This is a genomic window from Pseudoalteromonas fenneropenaei, from assembly GCF_042643375.1.
Taxonomy (GTDB): domain Bacteria; phylum Pseudomonadota; class Gammaproteobacteria; order Enterobacterales; family Alteromonadaceae; genus Pseudoalteromonas; species Pseudoalteromonas fenneropenaei.
The window spans coordinates 1-12,478 of sequence record NZ_JBHRSD010000030.1 but is presented as its reverse complement, the minus strand read 5'-3'; the positions used below and the strand labels follow the sequence as shown (position 1 = coordinate 12,478).

Annotated in this window: 7 protein-coding genes; 2 read left to right on the top strand and 5 right to left on the bottom strand. The window is 45.2% G+C overall.

Going from position 1 to position 12,478, the window contains the following annotated elements:
* Positions 1-231: 231 nt before the first annotated feature.
* The 3 genes from ACFOEE_RS16385 to ACFOEE_RS16375 form a co-directional block, all read right to left on the bottom strand.
* Positions 232-2,064, bottom strand: a complete 1,833-nt coding sequence (locus ACFOEE_RS16385) for a glycoside hydrolase family 13 protein (protein ID WP_377126743.1) — start codon at positions 2,062-2,064, stop codon at positions 232-234.
* Entirely contained in the window at positions 2,057-3,559 is a 1,503-nt protein-coding gene (locus ACFOEE_RS16380; RefSeq protein WP_377126708.1) for a tryptophan halogenase family protein, read from the bottom strand. Before ACFOEE_RS16380 ends, ACFOEE_RS16385 begins: the two co-directional genes overlap by 8 nt.
* Before the next feature lie 90 nt (positions 3,560-3,649).
* Complete coding sequence (locus ACFOEE_RS16375; RefSeq protein WP_377126705.1) at positions 3,650-6,448, bottom strand: TonB-dependent receptor; 2,799 nt, start codon at positions 6,446-6,448, stop codon at positions 3,650-3,652.
* Positions 6,449-7,086: 638 nt separating this feature from the next.
* Between ACFOEE_RS16375 and ACFOEE_RS16370 the strand changes: the two genes are divergently transcribed.
* Both ACFOEE_RS16370 and ACFOEE_RS16365 read left to right on the top strand, forming a co-directional pair.
* Complete coding sequence (locus ACFOEE_RS16370) at positions 7,087-8,712, top strand: alpha-glucosidase family protein (RefSeq protein ID WP_377126702.1); 1,626 nt, start codon at positions 7,087-7,089, stop codon at positions 8,710-8,712.
* A gap of 182 nt (positions 8,713-8,894) precedes the next feature.
* The gene (locus ACFOEE_RS16365) at positions 8,895-9,830 is read left to right on the top strand and encodes a hypothetical protein (protein ID WP_377126699.1); all 936 of its coding nucleotides are present in this window, start codon (positions 8,895-8,897) and stop codon (positions 9,828-9,830) included.
* Between the two features lie 60 nt (positions 9,831-9,890).
* Here the strand turns inward: ACFOEE_RS16365 and ACFOEE_RS16360 are convergent, their stop codons facing one another.
* Both ACFOEE_RS16360 and ACFOEE_RS16355 read right to left on the bottom strand, forming a co-directional pair.
* Positions 9,891-10,322 (bottom strand): hypothetical protein, encoded by a 432-nt coding sequence (locus tag ACFOEE_RS16360; RefSeq protein WP_377126696.1) that lies wholly within the window; start codon positions 10,320-10,322, stop codon positions 9,891-9,893.
* A gap of 10 nt (positions 10,323-10,332) precedes the next feature.
* Entirely contained in the window at positions 10,333-12,135 is a 1,803-nt protein-coding gene (locus ACFOEE_RS16355) for a S8 family peptidase (RefSeq protein WP_377126693.1), read from the bottom strand.
* Positions 12,136-12,478 lie beyond the last annotated feature (343 nt).

The window sequence follows — 12,478 nt, the reverse complement described above, 5'->3', positions numbered from 1 at the left end:
GCGAGCAGTAGCGCCAATTTAGATTTTTCTACAGTGGTCTGGCCACCGTGTAACTTGTTGCTGTTTATCATACAGTTATTGTTGTCATTTGGTATCATTTCGAGTCTACTTGGCATCATGGTTGACGAAAACCGCTTGCATACGTATTCAAGGCGGAAAACTGTCCTTGTCTATTCGCTCATCCTCTTACAAAAGCGCTGGTAACCCATAACCTGCGCAACCAAAGACTTCTTAAAACAGCACCAGCAAAGCCCCTTGCGCGGGCACAGTTAAAGTGGCAAGCGCGATATCCTTATCCATTAACAAATCACGCCCTGTGCTCTTGCTGCCTAACACTTCGGCCATGCGAGTACTGGCAAACGTGTAAGGGGTCGGCTGTTTGTTCAGTAACACCAATACGCCACCACCTTGTTCATCGACACGCGCATATCCATAGATGCCATCAAAAGGCGCAAAATGGGTTAACTTGCCGGTTTGTAATGCCCTGTGCTTGGCACGAATGTGGAGCAATTGCCGAACATACGCTTGCATCTCTTGCTGCGCTCGGCTTAGCCCTTGGCCACTTACGGCGTCCGCTATACCGCCGCTAAAGCCACCGGGGAAATCGATACGAATATCGCCATGGTCGTTAGAAGCACCATTGTCCAGCAATACTTCAGTGCCATAGTACAGCTGTGGAATACCTCGCATAGTAAGCAGTAGAGTTAATGCCAGTTTGGTATTAGGCAAGTTTTGCTTGAGCTGGGTGTAAACCCGGCTCATATCGTGATTATCTCCAAAGATCAGTACGTTATTAGGATCAGCATAGAGGAAGTCTTTGGCGATAGATTGATACACGCGCCACCAGCCTTTGTCCCACCCTTCAGGCTCATTAAGCGCTTGCACTAATGCGGTTTGCAATGAAAAATCCATCACAGTTGGCAAATACGATATATAACCATCACGATTGTGACCACCGCGCTGCCAATACGCAGCAATGGCGGTTTCTGTGGTCCATTCCTCCCCAACCACGTTAAAGTGCGGGTATTCGTTGAAAATGGCCTGTAACCACTGTTGTAAAAACATTTTGTCTGAGTAAGGATAGGTATCTACACGAAAACCACTCAAAGCTGCCGTTTCAATCCACCAAATCGCATTTTGAGTGAGATATCGCGCCAACAAAGGTTGCTTTTGATTGAGATCCGGCATGGTCGGCACAAACCAACCATCAGTAAATCTTTGCTTGTCATATTCGCTGGCATGCGGATCTTGCACCGTTTGTCGCGCATGGCTAGTGCCAACAAACTCACCGCCGTAATTTATCCAATCCGCAGTTGGCTTATCTTTCAGCCACGGATGTTCACTGCCGATATGATTGGGCACCATATCCATAATTAGGCCAATACCACGTGCTTTGGCTTGTTGCGCCAGCTCAATATACTGCTCATTAGAACCCATGCGCGGGTCAACTTGATATAAGTCAGTAATCGCATAGCCATGGTAAGAGTAACTGGGCATACTGTTTTCAAGTACAGGCGTTAACCACAGCTGCGTGACTCCCAGCTGCTGCAAGTAATCTAAGCGCGCAATCACGCCAGCAAGGTCACCACCGTGGCGGCCACCCTTAAATTCAGGATTGCTACGTTCAACCATACTAGGGTGGTTGTCATTTTTAGGGTCGCCATTGGCAAAACGGTCAGGCGTGATTAAATACACGACATCACGACTAGAAAACCCTCGGCGGTCTTTACTACCGGCCTGACGCGCTTTAAGTTCAAACTGAAAACTTTGACTTGGATCGGAACGATTGATCAGATTCAACCATCCAGATTGCGCCTCTGCGCTTACCTGTAAGTTCAAAAAAGCATAGTTGTCACTGTCAGCAAATTGCACCGATTGTAAACTGACTCCCGCATAAGGTTGTAATTGCCAATCATCACCTTTCACTTGGGGGGCATGCACCATAAGTTGCAACTCAGGTGCTTGCATACCCACCCACCAGTTTAGTGGTGCAACTTTGACAGCTGCACAGAATGCATTAGTAGCGAACAATAAAGTCGAAAATAGAAATATCTTTTTAATCACCACGATGGGACTCCAGAAAAGAATGGTGTGAAGGCATGCTTGCAACTGTGCTGTTGATAAGTGACTTTAGGCTCGCAAACAAGTCTTGCAGTTGCTCAGTAGTGAGTGAATTTGCCAGTGGATGATAATCCTCCGGCACCATGCCTTGCCCAAGCAAAACCTGCTGCCAAGCAATTTCGGTGAATAGTTCATCGTCTTCACGCAGTAACTTACCGGTTTGTTGGTAGAGCGCTAACTTTTGTTGCAGTGCAGGTGGAATATCCATTTGCTGACAAGCGCGCCAAAATGCGCTGTCGTCACGTTGATTGAGTTTGTAATGCAAGATAATAAAATCGCGAATGCGCTCAAATTCGATTTTACTCAAGCGGTTAAATACATCGACTTGCGTGGGTGCAATCCCTTGATGCGGAAAGTATTTAATCAGTCTTACCACCGCTGTCTGAATTAAATGGATACTGGTCGATTCAAGCGGTTCTAAAAAGCCACTGGCAAGGCCTACCGCCACGACATTTTTCGACCATGGTTGGCGTACCCGCCCTGTTCTAAATTTGATAAGTCTTGGCTCAGCCAAAGCGGGTGCAGGCAGATTCGCCATTAATAGCGCTTTGGCATCCTCATCAGACAAATACCGACTGCTGTAAACTAACCCATTCCCGCAGCGATGCTGCAGTGGAATGCGCCATTGCCAACCTGACTGATGAGCAATAGAGCGAGTAAAAGGTTCGTTTGTGCCTGCTGGTAGCTCGGATGGCACTGCGAGCGCTCGGTCACAAGGTAGCCAATGGCTCCAATCGTCAAAACCACTATTCAGGGTTTTATCAATCAATAAGGCATGAAGTCCTGAACAATCAACAAATAGATCGCCACTCAGTGTTTGACCATCGGCTAACGTCAGTCCAGTCACAAAACCTGATTGTGGACATTGTTGCACACTGACAATCTTGCCTTCTTGACGTTTAACCCCTTTTTGCTCAGCTAACTCACGTAAAAACCGTGCATACAAGCCAGCATCAAAGTGGTAAGCATAGGATATGCCGGGTAATTGCGTGCCCGGAATATGGTTTAAGGGCTGGAACTTACTGTGCAGCGCCGCTTGGTAGTTTAGTGAGTAGTGCCAGAAATCACCGCTTAGGCCATGCTCCTGCCCACGCAGCCAAAAATGGAAAAAATCACAAAATGGGAAATTTTTACCCACCCCGCCAAAGGCATGCATATAACTACTGTGTTTGCTACCCCAGCCCTGAAACTGAATGCCGAGCTTAATGGTGGCTTTAGTGGCACGAATAAAATCTGCCTCGTTGATACCAAGCGCTTGGTTAAACGGTTGAATTGGCGGAATACTGGCTTCACCCACGCCGATAGTGGCAATGTCGTCCGATTCGACTAAAGTAATTGTCAGCGTCTTACCAAGCACTTTGGCGAGTAAAGTTGCGGTTATCCAACCTGCTGTGCCGCCACCGACAATCACCACTGATTTAATGTTTTTGTTTTGCATACTTTCACCTACAAAAAAGCCCTTGCTGTGGGGAAACAACAAGGGCTCTGCTGCATCAATGATTTCGCATCTCGCGAGAACTAATCAGGCTTAAAACTTGTAGCTAAAACCTAGCATATAAGTACGGCCGTAGTCTTGATAATCACGTACTTGTAGCGCATTGGTGCCTGAAAGTGCCGTGAATGGCTCTTCCGTAATGTTTTGCACTTGGAAGCTGACAGAAAGACCTGCAAGGCTCTCGATACCTGCATCTGCAAAATCAAACCCAGCTTGCGCATCCCAAATTGTTTCACCAAGAATGTCTACCTGTACGGTATTGAACCCTAAACCATACACATCGCCTTTGAAGTCACTACGCTTACGCATACTGGTACGTAATTGTAGACCATGGTTTTCATAGTAGAAGGTCAAGGATTGAATGGTGTCAGACAAACCTGGCAACTCATAGTCGTTGCCTTTTTGGTCAACGATATCAGACTTCACTTTGGTATAACTGGCAAGCAAACCAAAACCTTCTAAGCTACTGTGGAGCATGTTAAATGGTAACGCTAGCGATAGCTCATAACCCCATAGATCGCCGCCACCGCCATTGACTTTACCACTGGCTGAGCCGGTTGAATTCGCAGGAATTTGACCCGTTGCAGGGTCAGCAACGCCAGACATATCAACGGTATAATTACCGTCAAAAATCCACTCGTTCAAATCTTTGTAGAACAACGCCGCCGAGAAGTAACCTTCAGCACTGAAATAATTTTCATAGCTCAAGTCAACACCCGTTGCTTCTTTTGGTTCTAGATTCGGGTTACCACCTTCGACCTTCCAGTAGTTACCATTTTCGTCTGGGGTTTGGTTATAAGTCGCACTAACTGACGCATTCATTTCATCCAAACGTGGGCGAGAAATGGTTTTCGCCACCCCAAAACGTAGTGTCTGGCTGTCATCTAGCGCCAAAGACAAGTTCAAGCTTGGTAGTAGGTGTGAGTAATCGTGCTCAACGTGTGTTGGTGACAGCACCACTTTGCCATCTACTGTACCAAATGCGTTACCGTCTGAAATCTGTGTGGTTTTCACATAACGCAGGCCTGCATTACCTTTTAACGGCATACCCGCAATTTCGGCGTCAATATTGGCTTGTACAAACAGCGCGGTCACTTCTTCACCCACTGTCCATGACTTAGTTGCATGGCTAGTGTTAGTCAGGCTTTCTGCCAATAAACCATACATGCCGTCAGCAACCATAGCGCGTGAATCATACGCAATCATGTTACCCATGCCGATAAAATCAAGATTTGCCGTACCTAAACGATACTGTTCAGGAACACTAAACACCCCAGGGTTGTTTGGATAAGAGAAATCACCATAAGTCATGAAGTAACCTTCTGACTTTTTCGTTTTCTCACGGTCACGATAAGACAAACCAAACTCAACTGAGCTTAAAAAGCTACTTTCAACTACTTTCTTAGCTGCCAGTTTCAGCGCATTGAGTTCATCGTCAATGGTTGGGGCGTTGATGAAACCGTCTTGTAGTTGGTTTTCGTACTCAGTACCGACTACGCCGTATTTTTCATTTAGTGCAGAACTCCAGCCCCAAGATAATGGACCGCCAATTTTGATTAGGTCGTAGTCGCCGTAATCTAGCTGATGAGAGAACTTAGCGCCGGTATTGCTACCAGTGAAAGCATAACCAATACTGTCTGCGACACCACGAGCATCACCGCGGCCTGTACCTGAGTAGCTTTCAAGGCTCCAGATCTCACGCTCAACACTAGAGTGACTCGCGTCAAATTCAAGTGTCCAGCTGTCATCAAGGTTGTATTTCGCGTTAAAACCAAATGAGGTCAAATCTGCTTTACGATCTTCGTAGTCGTTACGTACTACCACACGCTGACCTTGCGTAAGCGCACTGGTTACAAAACCTGTCTCGGGGTCAACCGTAGCATATTGACCGTCAATTGAACCTTGACCCCAAGCAAATGGAATTTCAATCCCACGTAGGATTTTTTCATCTTTAAAATCAACATAAAGCGCATCAAACGTCATGTCCAACTTGTCAGAAGGCGCGGCTTGCACCACCAACATCGCAGAATCGCGTTCAAGTGTTGAAGAGCGGACAAAAGGTTTAGCGCCTCCAAGAATAGAGAACTGCTTGCCATCTACTTCAAACTCAGGATAGCCCCACGCATTCCAACGCTTTTCTTGGTTTGGCGAGGTCATCGTCGTATAGGCAAATGCAACCCCGATAGTGTCATCAGCAAACTTGTCAATATAAGAGAAAGTGCCACGGAAACCGTCGTCGTTGCCATCTGGGTTAAGTTTGTCAAAACTAGTCTTTTCATATTGACCATTCACTTGCATTACACGCTCAGCAACGCTCAGTGGCTTGACGGTTTGCATATTGATAACGCCAGCGATACCCTCAGCTTCTAATGACGCACTCGGGGTTTTATATACCGTCACCGCGCTCATGATCTCTGAAGGATAAAGGTCAAACTCTACGCCACGGTTATCCGAAATCGATACTTGTTCACGACCATTAAAAGTCGTTGCACTTTCGTTTTCACCAAAACCACGCACAGTTACACGACTAGCACGACCATCAAGACGCTGTGCAGTCAAACCTGGCAAACGTGCAATTGACTCAGCGATTGAAGAGTCAGGCAGTTTACCAATGTCTTCAGCAGAGATAGACTCAACGACTTCAGCAGAAAAACGTTTGGTGTTAATAGACTCCACCACACTGGCGCGAAAGCCTTTTACTTCAATTACTTCTACTTCGGCAGTTTTCTTGTCGTCCTGCGCGGCTTGTTCTTCAGCTGCATAGACTGATTGACTGCTAACGCCTGCGGCTACTAAAGCCAGTGTTAACATGCTTGGTTTGAACATAGACATAGTGTTTTATCCCATTTAGCCATTTTTATTGCCAATTTCAATATTATGCCCAGCTTGAATTGTTGTTTCTGAGTTCGTATGCAAAATTGGCGACTACTGTTGTTGTCAGTGTGAATAGTAGCGCCCACGCTTTTTTTTAAACAACTTTATGCATACGTATTCAAAGCTAGTCGACAATTTTCAACTTCACAAAATATTCACACAAATATCAAGTAACCAATTGTTTTTATTGAAATTATAATTTTATTTATGTTAATGAATTTTTCTTACTTTTTATTGTCATTCTTTGCACGCAAAATAGGTGCAAATTCAACACTTTGTCATAATGTTATGATTATGTGTGGCAACAAAATGTCAACAACACACCTTGTTGTAAATTGGTAATACCAAGACATTTTCCTAATCGTTTTATTTAAGCCTTTTAAAAACTGGCTTTTTCCCAATAATACAAAGCTAAAACGCTACCAGCTCATCTATTGGTAAAGTGTTATGACAATTTTCAAAGCGACTTTGCCGCCAACAACTGTATTTAAAAACTCTTGGAAATTAGGTGCATACGTATGCAGGCTTTTTACAGTGACGAACTGATAACGTATTCTTCAAGCCAATAACTGAGGTGTGCGCAGCGGAGAAAGTGCATGGCTAATAATAAAGAATGGTGGAAAGGCGCGGTTATTTACCAAGTCTACCCACGTAGTTTTCAAGATACGAATGGTGATGGTATTGGCGACCTACAAGGGGTTATCAAACGTCTTGACTATATAAAAAGTCTCGGCGTTGACGCTATTTGGATCTCACCTTTTTTCAAATCTCCGATGAAGGATTTCGGCTACGATATTAGCGACTATCGCGACATTGATCCTATGTTTGGCGACTTAGAAGATTTTGATCTTCTCATCGAACAAGCACACGCCAGAGATATAAAGATCATTATTGACCAAGTGCTTAGTCACACCTCAGATCAACATAGCTGGTTTATTGAAAGTCGCGAAAATCGTGATAATGACAAAGCAGATTGGTACGTTTGGGCTGATTCAAAACCAGACGGCACTCAACCCAATAATTGGCTATCCATTTTTGGTGGCCCAGCTTGGCAATGGGAACCGCGCCGCGGCCAGTATTATTTACATAACTTCTTAACTGAACAACCGGATCTGAATTTCCACAACCCTGAAGTACGTAAAGCTGTGCTGGATAATGTCGAATTTTGGTTACAACGAGGCGTTGATGGCTTCCGGCTAGATGCGATTAACTTCTGCTATCACGATGCCCAATTACGCGATAACCCAGCCAAACCGAAAGAATTGCGCCAAGGCCGTGGCTTTAGTGAAGACAATCCTTACGCTTTCCAGTACCACTACTACAACAATACTCAGCCTGAAAATCTCGCCTTTATGGAAGAAATTCGTGCCCTGCTAGACCGCTATCCAGGTACGGTGAGCTTAGGTGAAATTTCCTCAGAAGACTCGCTGCAAACTATGGCTGAGTACACCTCAGGCGGCAATAAACTGCATATGGGCTATAGTTTTGAGTTACTCACCAAAGACTATAGCGCACAGTATATCCGCGATACAGTTAGCCGCTTAGAAGAAGTCATGACAGAAGGCTGGCCATGTTGGGCGTTTAGTAATCACGACGTTGAACGTGTTGCATCACGTTGGGACCAAACAGGTAATGGTGGTAACCCGCTACAAGTGCAGATGCTAAGTGCATTACTTGGCTCATTACGCGGTAGTGTATGTATGTATCAAGGTGAAGAACTTGGCCTTGGTGAAGCAGACGTGGCATTTGAAGACCTTCAAGATCCATACGGGAAAACTTTCTGGCCTAATTTTAAAGGTCGTGACGGCTGCAGAACCCCTATGCCTTGGCTACACGATGCGCAAAACCTCGGTTTTAGTAAAGCTAAACCTTGGTTACCCATGGAAGCCCGCCATGCGAAACGTGCGGTGGACTTACAAAGTGACAGCGCCAGCTCCGTACTCAATCGCTTTAGAGAATTTATGGCATGGCGCGCCACGCAAGCGGTGCTGCAACAAGGGGATATCGTCTTTATTGACACTGATGAACCAATTCTAGCCTTTTATCGTCACTACCAAGGTGAATCTATGCTTTGCGCCTTTAACCTTGGTGCAATTGAAGCAAGCTTGGATATTCAGCTTGATAAAGCAACTGAAGTAGATGATTTGAGCCACCACACAGGCAATTATGCCGAGGGTCAGATTTCACTACCCGGTTTTGGCTGTTTCTTCGCTAAATGTTGATCCCTCTTGCAAACACAGCCAACTTGCCCAGCTAGCTGTGTTTGCAACCCTCACTTAACACGATTAAGCTTACGCGTTTATAGGCTTACACGGACATAAAACAACCATAATCATTTCATTTTCTTGATAGTTTGTTATATTACCCGCAATGGGAAAATCATTTAACAAACAAGGAAATGTCGATGCTTAAATCCCCTTTTTTTACTATTACTCTAACCGCCTTGACCTGCACCTCCTTCACCAGTATTGCTGACGAAACGACTCAAACTGTCAATAATACTGTGGTATTAAGCGATGGTAGCGCAGTCACTTTACCTTTTCACATTGAAGGGCAATTGACCACTGCCTTATTGTCGATTATCGACAGTAAAAAGGCCCGCCGCTTTATCGACCACGACGATTTTAAACCTATCGAAATCAAATGTGATGGCAAAGGTACAGGGCAAGGTATAGGTATTTTGTATTTTCAAAATATCACCGCAAGTCCTGTCGGCGCTTATGCTGAAACCGTGAATACCTTCGCCGTACAGCGTAAAGGTGCCGCCGATCTACCGCTCCCTTGTCTGTCAGAGCAAGCTTCGCAGCAAGAGAAAATGAACTATTTGCTGGCGGCACAACAAATTCTGGTTGCTGCCAATGAAGAGAAAATGACTGCTGCAGAGCCGCTTGATTATGCCATGTACAATCAGCATCTGGAGCTTAATAATAGCGCAGCAATTCGAGCTGGTATTGAAATTTGGGGTTACCCTAAATCTCAAGCCGAGTTCAACTATCGCATTGACGACCAGTATGTTGACCTCCAAGTATTTGATGAGCCTTCTGGGCGTGCCATTCTTGGTTTCACTTACCAACGTCAAATCGGTATGCAAACTCCGCTTTTGAGCGTCGGTGATAATGTGTTGCCACAATCACTATTACCCTCACCCGAATTACATGCCCAGCTAAGTGGTATGTTGAGTTCGACTTCTGGTTGGGTACAACCCTTTAATGGCTATTTTTGGGTTGGTCATGCGAAAAGTCCTACTGCTAAAGCACTACGTAAATTACGTTTTGATCCCGTTGCAGTCATTGAGTATGTGAATGTGAAAGGCACTGCTTACCCACTCTATAGCAAGTAGCAAATCAGTTTTAGTTCGCTAGTAAGCATGTGAGCTTGCGCTCACATGCTTGATTAGTGATTATTTTACCGATACATCTAAGTCGCGCACATCTATGCTCGCCGCGACAATCGTACCATCAGCCTTTAATTGCTTAACCACTTCAGCAAGGTTAGCTTGCCGCGAAGTCACAATATAATAGTGCTTGTAGGCTTGCTTAAGCGTAAGACCGTGGTTTTTTGCTACTTTATCGGCATCCGCTACCGCTGAAAGTTTGATGATCACCTCACCTGTTGCCTGATAGGCATGTAGCCCATCGGTGCCAACAAAAATTTGCCCTTTGCTAACATCTTGTGCTGTATCAACTGTACTCAATTTGCCTGCTAGAGAAGCGCCATCTTGCACTGGCAACTGTTCTAAGGTCTCGGCACTAACCGGCGTGTTTGCCACCACGGGGGTTGAAATAGCGGCAACAGCTAACACTAATGAGGTAGATAATAAAATGGCTTTCATGGCTTACTCCTTAGTGACCATAAATTTTCAAAGACCAGTCTTTTAACACGCCTGGTACACTGTTGTTGTTTTTGTTGTAGCCAAACAAACCAATACTTGGATTATAAATATAAGTTTGCGAACTGCCCTTATCAGTATCAATAACTTTTAGGGTCCAATTCCCCTGGGCATTTTCGCCATAAAAATGATGGCTAAGCATCACTGCATCGGTAAAACCACCTTTGCTACCAGCGAGGAAGCCAGTACGCGGGCTTAATACCACGCTGCGCGTGCCTGAAGGTGAAGTCAGCTCAATGGCCAAATCACGCACGCGACTGTGCTCAATATTGACTTTAAGTTGTACCGCTTCAATGGTCAGCTCTTCATTCAGCGTCATCACACTTTGTGCCCCATCGAGGCTGGCATCTGGAATGCTCACTTGGGCAGTTTGCGCTCGCCACGGAGTCACTTGTAGTGCTGGCAAACTTACACCTGTGAATAGGGCTTTGTAGACCGCTTCATCGACATTTACCATGCCTAAACCGTAAAAGTTATGGAAGTGATAACCTGCTGCGTTGGTTTGCCAGCCAGGCACGGCATCATAGCTCACCATCTCGCCTGCTGCATTTTCAAAGCTCAGTGGAACACCAGCGTGGCTAGCATCCACTTGGCGCGCCGTTTGCGCGAGCAAATGCTTAACAGTACGTGCAGACAAGCCTGGGTTTGCTGACATCACAGTCGCGATTGCCCCTGCTACATTGGGTGCCGCCGACGAAGTGCCATTCATGACCCCGGTATATTGGCAATTAGGATCTAAATCTACCCCACCATGTAAAGCATTGGCATGCGTACCGCTCACGTTAAAGCCTTTATCACAACCCACCAAGTCAACGGTAACCATAGCTGGTTCATTCGTGCCATATTCACCGCCCGGCGCAGATAAAAACACATTGGCACCCACTGAAGAGTATGAAGAGTGCTCGCCTTTGGCATTGACCGCTGATACTACCATGTTCCAGAAACTGACATTCTCTGAACTTATGTTAGCATTATGGAATGGCAAACCATTGTTGTTGAAATATTGGCCATTTTCGCGCGGTAATACGTAAAACGGTATGCCGCTAATGTAAGTATCGTAGCTTTCATACTCGTTACCAGCAGCCTTGACATAAATCGCGCCACGGCCCCAGTGACTTTGCAACGAGATATCCTGCATAATTTCCTGCTGAAGCGCAAAACCTGGGTCGTCCATTGCGTCACGTTGTGGCGTTGCTGGAGAGTTACCATAACTTTGGTTAAACACGCGCGGATCGGTAAAACGGTCTAGCGCACGAAAATCTTCTGATAAGCCATGGGATAGCATCCAAGATGCCATTGATTGTTCATCAAGAAAGTTAAAGCCGATTAAGTTGGCATAAGGTGCAACACCGCGGCCTCCCATACCATTGCCTTCAACCGCAGCGATTAGGCCCGCAACCGCAGTACCATGGCCATGTGTATCAGTTGGGAAATCTGTACCATCAATTAAATTACGAGAACCCGGCACAACGTTTGGTTGTAGATCTGGATGGGAAATTTCTACCCCTGTATCAATAACAGATACTGTAATACCACGACCTTTGATACCCATACGATCAGCAAAATCGATATTCATATCTTCGCCAGCCTTACCATTAGATAATGAAAAGCCTGACTGTCCGGTATTTTGCAAATGCCACTGTTGATTTGTTAATGGATCTTTCAGTACTAAAGGTAAATTTGGTGCTGTGTTTGCGTAGCTGCCAAAACCGCTGCTCAGAAGCGCGACTGCTATGATATTTTTCTTATATTTCATTATATTTCCCTGTTATTGGCCCTGGATGGGAAACTATAATTAACACTCAAATTACCTTAAATCAACACAAAAAGACATCGCTGTCATCTTATTTTAAAAATCATATTAAAAATCATTAAGTTACAAATTTAATTATTCTATAACATTTTATTCTATAAAAAGGTGCACGGATCTAACGTATTTTTACGTGACGACGAGCTAGGAATTAGGAAGTAAATTTAGCAGTTCTAAAGAGTAGTAATGTTGTGAATAATGAGATTAACAGGAATAAGTGCAGACTTTGAGGTTGGCGGAGCGGACGGGACTCGAACCCGCGACCCCCGGCGTGACAGGCCGGTATTCT

Coding starts and splice junctions, on each gene's coding strand:
- ACFOEE_RS16375 (WP_377126705.1), bottom strand. CDS start 6,448: ATGTCTATGTTCAAACCAAGCATGTTAACACTGGCTTTAGTAGCCGCA.
- ACFOEE_RS16365 (WP_377126699.1), top strand. CDS start 8,895: ATGCTTAAATCCCCTTTTTTTACTATTACTCTAACCGCCTTGACCTGC.
- ACFOEE_RS16370 (WP_377126702.1), top strand. CDS start 7,087: ATGGCTAATAATAAAGAATGGTGGAAAGGCGCGGTTATTTACCAAGTC.
- ACFOEE_RS16355 (WP_377126693.1), bottom strand. CDS start 12,135: ATGAAATATAAGAAAAATATCATAGCAGTCGCGCTTCTGAGCAGCGGT.
- ACFOEE_RS16360 (WP_377126696.1), bottom strand. CDS start 10,322: ATGAAAGCCATTTTATTATCTACCTCATTAGTGTTAGCTGTTGCCGCT.
- ACFOEE_RS16380 (WP_377126708.1), bottom strand. CDS start 3,559: ATGCAAAACAAAAACATTAAATCAGTGGTGATTGTCGGTGGCGGCACA.